11 protein-coding genes are annotated in these 16,135 nt (G+C 69.9%); 6 read left to right on the forward strand and 5 right to left on the reverse strand.

Translation table 11 applies throughout. The annotated features are described in order from the left end of the window. The first annotated feature begins 147 nt into the window (after positions 1 to 147). The 3 genes from DTQ71_RS02135 to DTQ71_RS02145 all read left to right on the forward strand — a co-directional run bounded on the left by DTQ71_RS02135 (position 148) and on the right by DTQ71_RS02145 (position 5,190). Positions 148 to 1,875, forward strand: coding sequence for a putative bifunctional diguanylate cyclase/phosphodiesterase (locus DTQ71_RS02135; RefSeq protein WP_109562625.1), 1,728 nt, complete (start codon positions 148 to 150; stop codon positions 1,873 to 1,875). 104 nt (positions 1,876 to 1,979) lie between these two features. Next, positions 1,980 to 4,484, forward strand: coding sequence for a GcvT family protein (locus DTQ71_RS02140; RefSeq protein WP_109562626.1), 2,505 nt, complete (start codon positions 1,980 to 1,982; stop codon positions 4,482 to 4,484). Between the two features lie 232 nt (positions 4,485 to 4,716). After that, on the forward strand, positions 4,717 to 5,190 hold the full coding sequence (locus tag DTQ71_RS02145) for a hypothetical protein (protein WP_109562627.1): 474 nt from the start codon (positions 4,717 to 4,719) through the stop codon (positions 5,188 to 5,190). On the opposite strand, the gene DTQ71_RS02150 is transcribed toward DTQ71_RS02145, so the two are convergent. Beyond that, positions 5,178 to 6,131, reverse strand: coding sequence for a DUF2125 domain-containing protein (locus tag DTQ71_RS02150; RefSeq protein ID WP_109562628.1), 954 nt, complete (start codon positions 6,129 to 6,131; stop codon positions 5,178 to 5,180). The two genes, DTQ71_RS02145 and DTQ71_RS02150, sit on opposite strands and share 13 nt — an antisense overlap. Before the next feature lie 66 nt (positions 6,132 to 6,197). On the opposite strand from DTQ71_RS02150, the gene DTQ71_RS02155 reads away from it, so the two are divergent. The 3 genes from DTQ71_RS02155 to DTQ71_RS02165 all read left to right on the forward strand — a co-directional run bounded on the left by DTQ71_RS02155 (position 6,198) and on the right by DTQ71_RS02165 (position 10,594). Next, entirely contained in the window at positions 6,198 to 6,746 is a 549-nt protein-coding gene (locus tag DTQ71_RS02155) for a gamma-glutamylcyclotransferase (protein ID WP_109562629.1), read from the forward strand. Between the two features lie 94 nt (positions 6,747 to 6,840). After that, positions 6,841 to 8,052 carry a biopolymer transporter ExbB gene (locus DTQ71_RS02160; protein WP_109562630.1) on the forward strand — a complete coding sequence of 404 codons (1,212 nt, stop codon included), beginning with the start codon at positions 6,841 to 6,843 and terminating at the stop codon, positions 8,050 to 8,052. Position 8,053: 1 nt separating this feature from the next. Further along, entirely contained in the window at positions 8,054 to 10,594 is a 2,541-nt protein-coding gene (locus DTQ71_RS02165) for a peptidoglycan -binding protein (RefSeq protein WP_109562631.1), read from the forward strand. 107 nt (positions 10,595 to 10,701) lie between these two features. Here the strand turns inward: DTQ71_RS02165 and DTQ71_RS02170 are convergent, their stop codons facing one another. The 4 genes from DTQ71_RS02170 to DTQ71_RS02185 all read right to left on the reverse strand — a co-directional run bounded on the left by DTQ71_RS02170 (position 10,702) and on the right by DTQ71_RS02185 (position 15,943). Next, entirely contained in the window at positions 10,702 to 11,541 is an 840-nt protein-coding gene (locus DTQ71_RS02170; RefSeq protein WP_245947157.1) for an extensin-like domain-containing protein, read from the reverse strand. Next, a complete protein-coding gene (locus DTQ71_RS02175) occupies positions 11,538 to 12,482 on the reverse strand; it encodes a prephenate/arogenate dehydrogenase family protein (RefSeq protein ID WP_109562633.1) in 945 nt (314 codons plus the stop codon). Before DTQ71_RS02175 ends, DTQ71_RS02170 begins: the two co-directional genes overlap by 4 nt. Further along, a complete protein-coding gene (hisC, locus tag DTQ71_RS02180; protein WP_109562634.1) occupies positions 12,470 to 13,549 on the reverse strand; it encodes a histidinol-phosphate transaminase in 1,080 nt (359 codons plus the stop codon). Before hisC ends, DTQ71_RS02175 begins: the two co-directional genes overlap by 13 nt. A gap of 198 nt (positions 13,550 to 13,747) precedes the next feature. After that, complete coding sequence (locus DTQ71_RS02185; RefSeq protein ID WP_407066383.1) at positions 13,748 to 15,943, reverse strand: primosomal protein N'; 2,196 nt, start codon at positions 15,941 to 15,943, stop codon at positions 13,748 to 13,750. Between the last annotated feature and the right edge of the window lie 192 nt (positions 15,944 to 16,135).

Genomic DNA, 16,135 nt, shown 5'->3' on the forward strand with positions numbered 1-16,135 from the left:
CGGCCCGGAGCGGTGATCCGAGATCTAGACGGTCGGGGCGGGAAATCGGGAAAATTCGCGATGCTCCCTTAAGAAATACCTCAGGCGGATCATGCTACCTCGGATAGGGCAGAACGGGCTGCCCTAGTCGGCAAGGAGGCGTGAATCGTGACGCCGGTCATCAAGGACGGGGTGGATCTGGCCCGGCTTGCCGAGAAGCTTCAGCTTGCGTTCAAGGCGTCGCGCATGGGCGTTTGGGAATACGACGCCCAGAGAAAAGCCGTCCATTGGGACGACCGGATGCTGGAGATCTACGGCATCACCGACGGCTGCAACCACCGGCCCGACGACTTCTGGGAGACACATATCCATCCCGACGACCTGGAGGGGACCCTGGCCTATGCGGAGGAGTGCAAGCGCACGCAGTCGGACTTCATCCGCGACTACCGCATCATCCGCGCCGACGGCGCCGTTCGCCATATCCGCAGTCTCGCGCGCAGCGTCGTCGAGCCGGATGGCGGCGAGAAGCTGATCGGCGTCAATATCGACGTCACCGAGGATTACCGCCGCGCGGAGGAGTTGTGCGCGGCCCAGCAGAAGCTCAAGCACGAGGCGCTGCACGACGCGCTGACCGGCCTCGGCAACCGGAGGCGCCTCGACGAGGTGACGCAGGCCGCGTTCGAGCGGCTTGGGAAGACCGACCGCTACTGCGTCATGCATCTCGATCTCGACCACTTCAAAGCGGTGAACGATACGATGGGCCATCTGGCCGGGGATTTCGTCCTGTCGACCGTCTCGGGGATCCTGCGCGACGCGCTCGGCGACCTGGGCACGGCCTTCCGCGTCGGCGGGGACGAGTTCGCGGTCTTCTTCGAGGTCGCGCCTCCCGAGGCCCGGGTTGCGACCCTCGCCGACCGGCTGATCGCGGATATCTGCCAGCCGATGGACTACGGGGGCACCCCGATCTCCGTCGGGGTCAGTATCGGCTTTGCTTTCGGAGTGGGTCCGCCCGACAATCCGTCCGACGTGTTCATCGACGCCGATGCCGCGCTCTATGCCGCCAAGCGGCGGGGGCGGTCCTGCCATGTAGTCTATTCCGCCGGGCTGCGCGCCGCCGTGACCGATATCAGCACCGCGCGCCATGACATCCTGGGCGCGATCGCCCGGGATGAGCTGATCTGTCATTACCAGGCGCAGTTCGATGCGCGCAGCCTCCAGATCGTGGGCGCCGAGGCGCTGGTGCGTTGGTCCTGCCCGGATCGCGGCCTGTTGGGCCCGGACAAGTTCCTGCCCCAGGCGGCGGCGGCCGGGCTGCTCCACCGCATCGACCGCCATGTGCTCACCCTCGTGCTGGAACAGCAGACCCGCTGGCATGCCGAGGGGGTGCCTTACCCGCCCGTCGCCATCAACACTTCGGCCGCGCGGCTGCGGGACCGGGATTTCGTCGATAGCGTCCTGATCCAGTTGGAGCCGCATCACGACATCTCCTTCGAGCTGCTTGAGACCGCGTTTCTCGACAAGCTGGAGCCGTGCCTCGCGGAGACGCTCGACCGGATGCGCGCGGCGGGTCTGCGCGTAGAGCTGGACGATTTCGGCTCGGGCCATTCGTCGGTCGCCGCGCTCCAGGCGGTCCGGCCGGACCGCGTCAAGATCGACCGCAGCCTCGTCGCCCCGCTGCGCACCCGCCCCGAACAGGCGCTGACCCTCGACGCGCTGAGCCGGCTGGCCCGCCTGGAGGGGGCCGGCGTCGTCGTGGAAGGGCTGGAGAGCGGGATGCAGCTGGCCGCCATCCGCGACATCGATTGCGACGCGTTGCAAGGCTACATCCTGCAACGCCCGCTTGCGGCCGACGACTTCGCCGCGATGCTGTGCCAGGCGAGGCGGGGCGTCGCCTGAGCTAGGGCGCGAGGTCGCATCCGGCCTCCATCCCGTCGCCGGAGGCGCGCCGCCCGTCCGCCGATCGGCCACATTGCACCCGGACCGGACCGGAGATTCCAGCCATGAAGACCCATGTCAGAGCCCTCGTCGTCGGCGGTGGAGCCGTCGGGACGGGCATCGCCTATCACCTCGCCCGGGCGGGCTGGGACGATGTCATGCTGCTTGAGCGGGACGAGCTGACGAGCGGGTCGACCTGGCACGCCGCGGGCCTGCTGCCGCTGTTCAACATGAGCTACGCGACCAGCCATATCCACGACTACTCGGTCAAGTTCTACAAGACCCTGGAGGAGGAGACGGGGCTCAACCCGGGCTTCTCCGTCGTCGGCAACCTGCGCATGGCGCAGACCGACGACCGAATGGACGAATACGCGCTCTATGCCGCCACGGCCGAGACGGTGGGCATCCCCCATGAATGGCTCACCCCCGCCCAGATAAAGGAGCGCTATCCCCTGGTTCGGACCGACGACCTGAAAGGGGCGATCTTTCATCCGACTGACGGCTACATCAACCCCGCCGACGTGACGATGGCCATGGCCAAGGGCGCCCGGCAGCGCGGCGTGATCATCGAGCGAAAATGGCAGGTCGACGGCTTCCACTGGACCGGCGCGCATTGGGATGTGACGGTCACCAAGATGGCAGAGAAGGGCGGCAACCTCGTCCCGACCGAGGAGCAGGTCGTCATCCATGCCGAACATGTGGTCACTGCCACCGGCAACCACGCCCAGCGCACCGCGCGCCTGCTGGGCATCAAGACCCCCGCCGTCGTGGTCGAGCATCAGTATATCGTGACCGAACCCGACCCCGCCCTGGTCGAGTGGCGCGTCGCCGGGAACCCGCAGCACCCCGTCCTGCGCGACGCCGACGCCAAGTGGTATGTCCGCGAGGAACGGGGTGGCTGGATCCTCGGCCCCTACGAGCAGAACGCCCCCGCCCGCTTCCCCTATGGCGTGCCCGACAGCTTCCGGGCCGACCTCTTCCCCCTCGATCTGGAGCGGATCGAGGAGGAATACATGTCGATGATCCACCGCATCCCGACGTCGGAGACCTGCGGGCTGAAGGACGACTATAACGGCCCGATCTGCTATACGCCGGACGGCAATCCGCTGGTCGGCCCCGCGCCGGGCCTTCGCAACATGTGGCTGGCCGAGGGGTTCAGCTTCGGTATTACGGCAGCGGGCGGCACCGGGCATTACCTTGCCCAGATGATGGCCGAGGGCGAGGCGGAGATCGACATGGCCTCGCTCGACCCCAAGCGCTTCGGCGACTGGATGACGACGGAGTACGCCTGCCGAAAGAACGAGGAGGCCTACGACCACGTCTACGTCCTCCACCATCCCGACGAGGAGCGGCCCGCCGCCCGACCGCTCAAGACCGCGCCTTGCTACGACCGCATGAAGGCGGCGGGGGCGCAGTTCGGCTGCGTCAATGGCTGGGAGCGCCCCAACTATTTCGCACCCGGCGCGCCGAGCGATTTCGATCTGACCTCCCGCAGCTTCCGCCGCGGCGCGTGGTGGCAATACGCGGTCGAGGAAGCGAAGGCCGTGCGCGAGGCCGCCGGGCTGATCGACGCGACGGCCTTCACCAAGCAGTCGGTGACCGGCCCCGGCGCGACCGCCTTCCTGGACTGGTTCACGACGAACAAGCTGCCCAAGGTCGGCCGGATCAACCTGACCTACGCGCTGACCGACGCCGGCACGACGCGGACCGAATACACCATCGTGCGCAAGGCCGAGGACGCCTATTACCTGATCTCCGCGGGGGCCTGGCAGGCCTATGACCGCGACTATCTGCTCAAGGCGGTCGAGGACTGGACCGGCGGCGGCGGCGCGGGCGTCACGGTCGCGGACGTGACCTCGCAATACGGCGTCTTCGCGCTGGCCGGGCCGAACAGCCGCGCCATCCTGGCCGAGCTGATCCGCGACGCGGAGCCCGGGACGGCGCTGTCGAACAAGCGTTTCCCCTGGCTCAGCGCGCGCGAAATCGAACTGATGATGTGCCCGCTCACCGCGATCCGCGTCGCCTATACCGGCGAGCTGGGCTGGGAGCTGCATCATCCGATGGAGATGCAGAACTATCTGTTCGACCGGATGATGGAGGCGGGCGCGGGGCATGGTTTGAAGCTCGTCGGGGCGCGGGCGCAGAACTGGCTCCGGCAGGAGAAATCCTACCGCGCCTTCGGCACAGAGCTGGGCCGGGACGCGACGCCGCTTGAGGCGGGGCTCGACCGCTTCGTGGACCTGTCGAAAGACTTCCGCGGAAAGGCCGCGATGGAAGAGATCGGGATCCGGTCGCGGTGTGTGACGCTGCTGGTGGACGGACCCTCCGACGCCGATCCCTGGGGGCGCGAGGCGCTTTATACGGATGATGGCACGCGGGTCGGGCGGATGACCTCGGGCGGCTATTCCGTGGTCTTCGGCAAGTCCATCGGGATGGGCTATGTCCGTCCCGATCTGGCCACGCCGGGCACCAAGCTGAAGGTCCGGATGCAGCGGGAGCTCTGGGACGCCGAGGTGGTGGAGGACAGCCCCCACGACCCGAGCCAGGCCCGCCTGCGCGTCGACGGCTAGGCCCGGAGCGCGGGTATCCAGGCGGGGGAGCGCAGACGTCGTGTCGGTGTTGTCCTGTTCGAGAACAGATCCATCTCCGGCGCATGTGCGTGACAGTGATGTCGGAGGGGGCTCTGCCCCCGCCCTTCGGGCCCCCCGGGATATTTAGACAGGGAAGAAGGCGGGCGTGCGGCCGGTCGGTCCGGGTTTGCGTCCTGCATGGGGGCAGCGCCTTTTCGGGGCGGGGAAGCGCATGACCGCCGGCCGGTATCTGCGGCGTGGGGGGCTGGTCGTGGCCGGTCTCTTGGCGCTCTGGGGGCTTTGGCCGCGAATGGGGCCGCCCGGTCTCTCCGTCGTGGGGGACGGCGCGCCGGCGGTCGTGGCGGCGCTGGATCTGCCGGCGGACGCCTCGGTCGATGCGATCCTCCTGCGGCGGTCGGGCGCGTTGCGGCATCTGGAGGATGTGGCGCGGCTCTGCCGGGGGCGCTGCGGACCGGGGCTGACGGTCTTGCGCGTGCTTGGACCTGGGGGCGGCACGCGGCTGGTTTTCGAGATGTCCGAGATGGACGGGATCGCGGTGCTGGATCGGGGGGCGCCGCTGCCCGAAGAGATTGCTTTGTGCATTGCGCGGACCATCGCCGCCGAGGCCGCGACGCGCTGGGGCGATCCAGGGCTGGACTGCGCCGGGCCCCGGCGCGCCCATATCGTAATGCCCTACGGGCTGTAGGGCGCGGGCAGGCGGGGAAGGGGCGCGAGCGGGATCGCTCCGAAGCGGAGCATCCCCTGCGAGAGCGTGAGCGGGAGTTCGGCGCGACCGTCCTGGGCCATCTCGGACAGACCGCCCGCGAGCAGCATCGCCTGGCCTTGGGGCAGGCCCAGCTCGGTGAGCAGCGGCAGCAGCGCCTCCCAGCCTTCGAGCGCAAGGGTCAGCGCGCCCTCGGGGGTGCCGGAGGGGCCGATCTCGATCTCGCCGGTCAGGTTCAGGCGCGTCCCGTCCCAGGCCAGTTCCGCGGCTCTGAGGGTGAGCGCGATCAGCGCCGGGTGCTCCGCCAGCGGCCGGTCGAAGCGCGCGGTGCCGTCGAGACGGACGAGATCGAACAGGCCGGGCAGGCGGGGATCGAGCCCCTCGACCCCGAGATCGGTCACCGTCAGTGCGAGGTCGTAGGCATGCGGGACCTGGCCCTCCGCCTCGCGCATCGCGGCCACGGCACGAGTGACGGTCGCCGCGCCCGCCGCCGTCTCCAGGCGCAGCGCCGTCCCCTCGGCCTGGGCGCGGGACGGGCGCCGCGGGGTGGCGAGGGTCAGGGTCGCGGAGGCGCGCAGGTCTTCTCCCGCAACGCGCAACGGGCCGACGGGCGTCGCCAGCGTCAGCGGCAGGCCGGGAACGGCGATGACCCGATTGGGCCGGTAGCTGAGCGCCAACACGTCGAGCCGGGGCGCGTCGAGCCCCCAGCCCTCGGGCGCCCGCGCCGAGAGCGCCGTCACCGAGCTGTCGAAGCGGTTGGGAAAACCCGCGATCGACAGGTCCTCCCATGCGACCTCCCAGCCCTCGGACCGGGCCTGCGCCACGCCGGCCTCGATCCCGCGGGCCAGCGCCAGGCGGCCCGCGATCCAATAGCCGGACCACCCCAGCCCCATCAGAATCACCATGATCGTCAGGATGCGCATCGCCGCCCTTTCCCCGCCGGTCCCGCCCGTCTATCTGCGGCGCATCCCGAGGGGAAGGAGCCCAAGATGACCGAACCGGATGCGCTATGGGTCTTCGGCTATGGCTCGCTGGTGTGGAATCCTGGCATCGAGGTGGCGGAAACGCGGCTGGCCTCGCTCAGGGACTTCCGGCGCCGCTTCTGCATGTGGTCGATCCATCACCGTGGATCGGAGGCCGATCCGGGGCTCGTTCTGGCGCTGGAGCCCCATGCGGGGGGCGTCTGCGATGGCCTCGCGATCCGGGCGGCCGCGCCCGGGGCGGCGCTTGCGGAGCTGCGCGAGCGGGAGCTGATCTCAAGTGCCTATGTCGAGCAGGAAGTGACGCTTTTTTGCCGTGATGGCAGTAGCTTGCAGTCCCTCGTCTATGTCGTCGACACCGGCCACCGGCAATATACCGGAGAGCTCGAGTTGGAGCGTCAGGCCGAGATCATCGCCCATGCCCGGGGCGGGCGGGGACCGAATCACGAATATCTGACGCGGACCGCCGAGGCATTGCATGCGCATGGGATCGGCGATGCCGATCTCGATTGGTTGGTATCCCGCGTGCAACAGATGCGTGGCGACGGCGGCGGCTGACACGGCCGCCCGCTTGTCGCTCGACAATGGCGTCTCTAGCGTCGCTACTGTTTTCCAAAGGACCCCGAGCAACGGGGCGGCAGGCTCCAAAACGATGGCACGCGCACAATTCGACGAGGGGACGCAGTTCACCCAGCCCGTCCGGCAGATCGTCTACATGCTGGCGGTGCTCAGTGTCGTGGGCGCGGGCGTCTGGGTGGCCTATCCGCAGATCGCGCCGATCTTCACGGCCAATCCCTGGCTGAACGGCACGATCATCGCCGTCTTCGTTCTGGGCGTGTTCGCCTGTTTCGCGCAGGTCTTTCAGCTGTTTTCCTCGGTCAGCTGGATCGAAGGCTTTGCCGAGCAGCGGCCGGGCCATGACATCACGCGGCCCCCGGCCCTACTGGCGCCGTTGGCGGCGATGCTGCGGGCCCGGTCCGCGCGCAGCCAGATCTCGTCCTCTTCTTCGCGGTCGATCCTCGACTCGGTCGGGGCGCGGATGGAAGAGGCGCGGGACATCACACGCTATCTGGTCAACGTCCTGATTTTCCTCGGGCTTCTGGGCACGTTCTGGGGACTCGCCATCACCGTACCCTCGGTTGTCGACACGATCCGCAACCTCAACCCGGCCAGCGACGAGGGCGGCGTGGCCGTCTTCGCGCGCCTTATCGGCGGGCTGGAGGAGCAGCTGGAGGGGATGGGCACCGCCTTCGCCTCCTCGCTGCTGGGCCTCGCGGGCTCGCTCGTGGTGGGTCTGCTGGAGCTCTTCGCGGGCCATGGCCAGAACCGCTTCTACCGGGAGTTGGAGGACTGGCTCAGCTCGATCACCCGCGTGGGCCTCGTGGGTGACAATGATGAAGAGACCATCGACCAGTATTCGCTGGCCGCCGTGCTCGACCACATGAACTATCAGATGGAGAGCCTTCAGGACATGTTCCAGAAGGCCGAGGCGGGGCGTCTGGCGGCCGACAGCAAGATGGCCACCCTCTCCGATGCGATCACCACCATGGCCCAACGGATCGAGAGCGGCACGGGCACGGATACCAGCATCGCCTTGCAGCGTGTGGCCGACGGGCAGGATCGCATCGTCGAAGCGCTCACCTCCAGCGGGTCGATCGGCGGCGAGGCGATGGACGCGGAGAGCCGGGCGCGCCTGCGCTCCATCGATGTGCAGCTTCTGAAGGTCTTCGAGGAGATGCAGCAGGGCCGTCAGGCCGCCACCGACGATTTGCGCGGCGATCTGGGAGCGCTGACCCGTGCGATCCGCCAGATGAACCGTCTGGTCGGTCAGCAGCAGGGTCGCGGCCTGGACGGGGACGCTTAGAATGGCGCTCTCCCGCCGGTCGGGACAGCGCTTCTCGGCCAATGTCTGGCCGGGCTTCGTGGACGCGATGACCGCGCTCCTGCTGGTCCTGATGTTCGTGCTGTCGATCTTCATGATCGTACAGTTCATCCTGACCGAGCGGATCACGACGCAGGACAACGAGCTGATCGAGCTGGGCGAGGAACTGGATTCGCTGGCCCGCGCGCTGGGGCTGGAGCAGCAGCGCGCCATCGGGCTGGAGACCAACCTGGAGGAAACCCGCGCCGAGCGAGACCGTCAGGCGACCCTGATCGCGACCCTGTCGGCGGAGCGCGATGTGCTCGAGGACCAGGTGGCGAGTTTCGAAGACCGTGTCGCGGGCCTTCTAGCCGAGCGGGCGCGCCTGTCCGGCGCCCTGGAAGAGGTCGAGGGAGAGCGCAACGCCCTCGCCGGACAGTTGGAGACGACCCAGGGCGAGCTGACCCGCATCATCGACGAGCGCGAGGCCCTGCAACTGGCGCTGGCCGCCGCCCGCGACGAGATCGACGCCACCGCCGAGGAGGCCCGTCTGGCCGCCGCCCGCGCCGAAGCCGTCGAGGCGCTGGTCGCGGAACTGGAGGCCGAAGCCGCCACGCGGGAGACCTCCCTAGCGCAGACCTTGGCGTCGCTGGAGGCCTCCGAGGCCGAGGCCGCCGCACTGACCACGCGCCTGGAAGAGACGCAGACGGCCCTCTCCGAAGAGGAGCAGGCGCGCCTGGCCGAAGCCGCCGCCGCCGAGGCCCTGCGCGCCCGCCTGTCGGAGACGCAGGAGGCCCTGACCGAGGAGGAGCGCGCCCGGCTCGCCGAGGCGGCCGCTGCCGAAGCTCTGCGCGCGCGGCTTGAAAACGCCGATGCGGAACTGACCGCCATGACCCTCGCCCTGGAGCGGCAGCGCCAGGAGGCGGAGGACACGCTCACGATCCTCGCCGCCACGCGCGAGGCCGAGGAAGACCTGAACGCCCGTCTCGCCGCGACCCTGTCGCAGTTGCAGGCCAGCGAGGGGCGCGCCGACGACCTGGACGCGCAGCTCTCCGAGACCCTCGCCGCCCTGACCGAGAGCCGCGCCGAGATGGAGGCGACCCGCGCCCGTCTCGCCGCCCGCGTCCAGGAGCTGGAGGCGACGCTGGCCGCCCGCGAGGGCGAGGTTGCCGATGCGGAGACGGTCCGCGCCGAGTTGCAGGCGCGGCTCGACGCCGCCCTCGCCGATCTGCGCGGCACCGAGGCCCGCGCGGAGGACCTGGACGCGCAGTTGGCCGCGAGCCTCGCCGCGCTGCAGGCGGCGCGGGGCGATGCGCAGACGACCCGGGACCGGCTCCAGGCCCGGGTGGCGGAGTTGGAGGCGACGCTGGCCGCCCGTGGCGCCGAGGCCGAGGATGCCGAGGCCCTGCGCGCCGAATTGCAGTCCCGCCTGAACGCGGCGCTAGGTGATCTCAGCGGCACCCAGGACCGCGCCGACGAGCTGAACGAGCGTCTCGCCGATACCCTGGCGGCGCTGGAACAGGCCCGCGCCGAGGCGGCCGCGACAAGGACGGAACTGCTCGGCCGGATCGAACGGCTGGAAGCGGCGCTGGCCGCGCGTGACGATCAGGTCGCGGATGCCGCGCAAGTGCGCGCCGAGCTCCAATCCCGTCTCAACGCCGCGCTCGCCGCCCGCGAGGAGAGCACCGCGACTGCGGAAGAGGTGCAGGAGCGGCTATCGGCGGCCCTGGCTCGCCAGCTCACCGCCGAGAACCGTCTGGCCGAGGTTATGACCGAGGCGCAGCAGCGCGCCGCGCTGCTGTCCCAGGCGCAGACCGAGCTGGCCGAGGTCGATGAGGCCCGCGCGGACGCGCTGCGCGAGGCGGCGCTTCTGAATGAACAGGTGGTCGAGCTGCGCAGCCAGCTGGGCAGCCTGCGCGCGGTGCTGGATGCGACCGCCGAGGCGGATAACGAACAGCAGGTCCAGATCGAGACCCTGACCCAGGATCTGAACGCCGCCCTGGCCCGTGTCGCTGCCGAACAGCGGGCGCGCGCCGAACTGGAAGCCGCCGAACGCCGGCGGCTGGAGGCCGAAGCGAAGGAGCTGGAGGCCTTCCGCTCCGAGTTCTTCGGCCAGCTCCGCCGCGTCCTGGGCGACCGCGAGGGGGTAGAGATCGAGGGCGACCGCTTCGTGTTCTCCTCCGAGGTACTGTTCGATGTCGGCGCCGTGACGTTGCAGCCCGGGGGGCGCGCGCAGATCGCCGAGGTCGCTGCGGTGATCCGCGACATCGCGGACCAGATCCCCGAGGAGATAGACTGGATCCTGCGGGTCGACGGCCATACCGACGATATCCCGCTGACCGGGGGCGGCAAATATTCCAACAACTGGGAACTGAGCCAGGGTCGCGCCCTGTCCGTCGTGCAGTATCTCATCGAGACTCAGGGGATCCCGCCCGAGCGTCTGGCTGCGACCGGCTTCGGCGAGTATCGCCCGGTCGATCCGCGCCCGACGCCCGAGGCCCGCGCCCGCAACCGCCGGATCGAGTTGAAGCTGACGGAGCGGTGACGGGCGGCCTTGTCGTCCCCGGAGCGGTCCGTTGCCACAGGATCGACCGCCCGAAGTTTTCAATGAAAACTTCGAAAAGGCTTTTTAGCGAAAAGCCTTTCCAGTTCTCAGCGGCAGTAGCTCCCGCTCCGATAGCGCGCCGTGTCGAAGTGGAAATGGTCAAGATGGAAGCGGTCGCTTTCGGGCCCTAGAACCGTCCCGAAAGGTCCGCAGGCCCGGCGCCATAGCTCTCTCAGGTATTGACCGTCCGCCGAGTTCCAGCCGCGCAGCACCGTGATCTCTGAGCCGTCGGCCAACAGGATCGCGCTGATATCTATGGCGCGTCCCTTCCCGTGCTCGCTGATGCGGGCGCCCGTCTGGCCGTTGCGCGTCCGGCAGGCATAGCCTGCCGCGACCCGCAGCCCCACAGCCCCGCCGCCCCGGTCGCGTAGCACCGGCAGCAGGCCCGACCGCACCCAGTCGTCCAGCGCCTGCGCCGTGGTGCAGTCCATCCGGGCCGCCCGGCTGAGCTGGATCCCCGAGACGGAGCGGATGCGCACCGCTTGCGGGATGCCGCATTTCCCCCGCCCCGTTACCGGCGCGATGGCCTTCCCTTGGATCGAGGCGCGCCCACAGATGCCCCCGCCCGCCCCGCTGGACCGGGGGCGCGCGGCCGCGACGGCGATCAGGCTCGGATCCCGCAGCGCTGGTCGCATGGAGGCGCGGACCCGTCCGTTCGCGTCGATCACGGACCAGGGCGCGCGCATCATCGCGCGCCGGACCCGCTCTTCGTCGGACAGACGCCCGACCGGGCGCGGTGAGACCGGCACGGCGGCCTGTGCGGGCACCGAGATCGCGCCGATCTCGCTGAGCGTCTCGAGCATCGGTTCGGGGCGAGGCACGGGGTGCGGGTTGGCTAAGGCCGCGTCCGCGACCAGGGCAAAGGCGAGCGCGAGCGCTGGCCTCACGCGTCCACGTCCTTTCCCGTCGGCGCCTGTGGCGCGCCGCGTCCGAAATCGGGGGCCGCCGTGTCCTGGCCCGCCTCGATGATCCCGCGGCGCAGCGCCCGTGTGCGGGTGAAATAGGCGAGCAGCATGTCGCCGTCGCCCGTGCGGATCGCGCGCTGCAACGCGAAGAGTTCCTCGGTGAAGCGGCCCAGGATCTCTAGCGTCGCTTCCTTGTTGTTAAGGAACACGTCGCGCCACATCACCGGGTCCGAGGCCGCGATCCGCGTGAAGTCGCGGAAGCCCGCGGCGGAGTATTTGACCACCTCGCCCTCGGAGAGGCGCCGCAGGTCGTCGGCCACGCCGACCATCGTATAGGCGATCAGATGCGGCGCGTGGCTGGTGACTGCGCAGACCAGGTCGTGATGCCCGACCTCCAGCGCGTCGACATTGGCGCCCATCCCCTCCCAGAGGCGGGTCAGCCGGTCGACCGCCTTCGGGTCCGCGCCCTCGGGCGTGATCAGGCACCAGCGGTTCTGGAACAGCTCCGCAAAGCCCGCCTCCGGTCCGGAATGCTCGGTCCCGGCCATGGGGTGGGCGGGGACGAAATGGACGGTGTCGGGCAGGTGGGGCGCGACCGCCTCGATCACCGCGCGCTTGACCGAGCCCACGTCGCTGACCGTGGCGCCGGGCGCCAGATGCGGCCCGATCTCCGCGGCCACCTCGCCCATCGCGCCGACGGGCACGCAGAGCACGACGAGGTCGGCGCCCTCCACGGCCTCGGCCGCGGTCCCGCAGACCCGGTCGCAGAGCCCGCGCTCCAGCGCGACCTTGCGGGTCCGGGCGGAGCGGGCATGGCCCACGATCTCGCCCGCCAGCCCCGCCTCGCGCATGGCCAGCCCCATCGAGCCCGCAATCAGGCCTAGCCCGATCAGCGCGACGCGCTTGTAGATCATCTCTCCCATGCGTTGAGCGCCTCCAGCAGACGGGTGGTTCCGGCTTTGTCGCCGACGGTCATGCGCAGGCAATGCGGCAACCCATAGGAGGCGACGTGCCGGACGATGATGCCGCGGGACTTCAGGTGCGCATCGCAGGCCAGCGCCTCGGCCTCGTCCGCGAAGCGCGCCAGGACGAAATTGGCCGCCGAGTCGTCGCAGGAGATACCCAGCGCGCGCAGCCCCTCGGTCAGGCGGGCCCGCTGTGCGGTGTTGGTGGCGAGGCATCTCGCGACGAAGTCCCGGTCGCGCATCGCCGCCTCCGCGGCCGCCAGCGCCACGTTCGACAGGTTGAATGGCCCCCGCAGGCGGTTGAGCACGTCAATCACCTCCTGCGCGCCATAGCCCCAGCCGACCCGCATGCCCCCCAAGCCATACATCTTGGAGAAGGTCCGCGTCGCGAAGACATTGGGTCGCGCGCCAGCCAGCCCCAGCCCGCCGTCGTACTCCTCGACATATTCCGCATAGGCCCCGTCCAGCACCAGCAGGCACCCGTCCGGCAGCCCGTCCGCCAGCCGCACCAGATCCTGCCCGCCGAGGAAGGTTCCCGTGGGGTTCGCCGGGTTGGCGAGAAAGACCAACTTGGTCCGCTCCGTGGCCGCCGAGAGCATGGCGTCGACATCGACGGTGCGATTGCGCTCCGGGGCCGCGACCGGCGTGCCGCCTGCTGCCCGCGCGCTGATCGGATACATCAGAAAGCCGTATTCGGGGTGGAGCACCTCGTCGCCCGGCCCGACATAGGCCTGACACAGCAGGTGGATGATCTCGTCGGAGCCGACGCCGCAGATCACCCGGTCCGCCTCGATCCCATGCACTTCGGCGATGGCGGCGCGCAGACTGGCGTGATCGGTGTTCGGATAGAGATGCATCGCGTCGGCGGCCTCCCGCGCGGCCTCGCGCGCCGAGGCGGGGGCCCCATGGGGGTTCTCGTTCGACGACAGCTTGAGCACATCCGTCTGCCCCGCCACCTTCGAGGCGCCCCCCTGATAGAGCGCGATATCCATGATGCCCGGCTGGGGCTGCGGCGCGGCCTGCATGTCGATCTCCGGCTTGGGTCCGCGCCTCTCTAGCGGCACCGGGGACGGAGGCCAATGGCGCGCGGTGTCCCATTCGTGCGTCAGCGGAACGGTCCGGCCATGAGTATTTGGAAGCCCGTGATGGTGGGACGCGGCCCTTTCTTCTTCTGGCCGGAAATACTCCGGGGAGCGCGAGGGGCTGGCCCCTCGCTCCCGCCCTCACAAAAAGCTCTGCGGGTCGATATCGATACTCAGCCTAGCCGACCGGGGCACCTCGACCTGCGCCACCCAGCGGGCGAGCGCCGCCTGGATCGGCGACTGCCGCGGCGCCTTCACCAGCAGGCGCACCCGGTGACGGCCGCGGATGCGCGCGATGGGGGCGGGGGCCGGGCCGAATACCTCGGCTCCGACCTCCTCCATCACCTCCGCGCGGCGGGCCAGCGCCTCGCCCAGGGCAAAGGCGGTGCGCTGATCGGGATCCGAGATCACGATCCCCGCCATGCGCCCGAAGGGCGGGACGCCCGCGGCGCGGCGCTGCGCCGCCTCCTCCGCCCAAAATCCTTCCTCGTCGCCGGACAGGATCGCACGGATCACCGGGTGCTCCGGCTGATAGGTCTGGAGCAGCGCCACGCCTGGCTTGTCCGCCCGCCCGGCCCGGCCCGAGACCTGGCGCATCAGCTGAAACGTCCGCTCGGCCGCGCGCAGGTCCGAGCCCTGAAGCCCCAGGTCGGCATCGATCACGCCCACCAGGGTCAGGTTCGGAAAGTTGTGCCCCTTGGCCACCAGCTGCGTGCCGACGACGATATCGGCACCGCCCGCCGCGATCTCCTCGACTCGGGCTTTCAGCGCGCGGGCCGAGCCGAAGAGGTCCGAGGACAGGATCGCCATCCGCGCCTCGGGGAAGAGGGTCGCGACCTCCTCGCCCATCCGCTCCACCCCCGGGCCGGCGACGGCCATCTTGCCCTCGACCCCGCAGGAGGGGCAGGTTTCGGGTATCGGGGCCGTCTCGCCGCATTGGTGGCACATCAGGCGGCGCTGGAACCGGTGCTCCACCATGCGCGCGTCGCATTGGTGGCAGCCGACCTGCTGGCCGCAGGCCCGGCACAGCGTCACCGGCGCATAGCCCCGGCGGTTGAGGAAGATCAGCGACTGCTCCCCGTCGATCAGGCGCTGTTCGATCGCGGCCTGTAGGGTGGGTGAAACCCACCGCCCCGATGGCAGCTCCTCGGCGCGCATGTCGATGGCGCGCAGCTTGGGCATCCGCGCCTCGCCGAAGCGCGAGGTCAGGTCGAGCCGCGCGTATTTGCCCTGCTCAGCATTGGCCCAGGTCTCCAGCGAGGGCGTGGCCGAGGCCAGCACCACCTGCGCGCCTTCGCAGGCGGCGCGCAGCACCGCCATGTCGCGGGCGGAATAGAGCACGCCGTCCTCCTGCTTGTAGGAGGTGTCGTGCTCCTCATCGACGACGATCAGCCCGAGATCGCGGAAGGGCAGGTAGAGCGACGAGCGCGCGCCCACCACCAGCCGCGCCTGCCCTTCGGCGGCCTTGCGCCAGGTGCGGCGGCGTTCGGCCTGGGTGACGCCGGAATGCCATTCGGCGGGGCGGGCGCCGAAACGGGCCTCGACCCGGGTCAGGAACTCGGCCGTCAGCGCGATCTCGGGCAGCAGGACGAGGGCCTGGCGGCCGCGGGCGAGGCATTCGGCGACGGCCTCCAGATATACCTCGGTTTTCCCGGAGCCGGTCACGCCCTTGAGCAGCGTCGTGCCGTAGCCCCCGGCGCGAATGGCGGCCCGCAGGGTTTCCGCCGCGTCGGCCTGATCGAGTGCGAGCGGCTTGCCCGGGCGCGCGGGATCCAGTGGCGGAAAGTCGGCATCCCGCGCCAGCGCCTGCTCCAAGACCGCGCCCGAGGCGACCAGACCCTTGACGACCCCCGCCGAGACGCCCGCCGCCTCGGCCAGTTCGGTCGCGCCGAACACATCCGCCGGCCGGTCGCGCAGCACGTCGAGCACCTTGTCGCGCGCCTCGGTCCGGCGGTCCGGCTCCCCGGTGCCCAGCGCGTAGACCTTGCGCTTGCCCGGCGGCTCCCCCAGCCCCGGCGCGCGGAGGGCGAGGCGCAGCATCGCCACCAGGGGTGTCAGCGTGTAGCCGCCCGCCCGCTCCAGGAAGTCGCGGAACTCTGGGCGCATCGGCGGCACGTCCAGAACAGTCAGGATCGGGCGCAGCTTCTCGATCGGCCAGTCGCCCTCCGCCGGGCCCCAGACGACGCCCAGCACGGTGCGAGGGCCCAGCGGCACCTTGACGAAATCGCCCTCCGTCACGCCGCCCGCCGGCGCGCGGTAATCCAGCGCGCGGTCCAGAGGCTGTGTGGTCAGGACGGCGACGGGAGCGCCTGCGGGGTAGTGGGCCATCCGTCCCATATCGGCGCTGCGGCCAGCGGGGGGAAGGGGCGGCGCCGCGTGCCGGCCTATCCTGTCTTACTGCGCCTTGTCCCTGCGCAATCGCGACGGACTCATGGGAAGCCGGGCGCGCGATATGTCGGCGATGCGGGACAAAGCGGTCGTCGGAAAGGGGAAGAGGATCCGATCCGTGACTTGATGAAAATCAAGGCG

The sequence above is a fragment of the Jannaschia seohaensis genome (assembly GCF_900116765.1).
In the GTDB taxonomy this organism is placed as follows: Bacteria; Pseudomonadota; Alphaproteobacteria; order Rhodobacterales; family Rhodobacteraceae; genus Jannaschia; species Jannaschia seohaensis.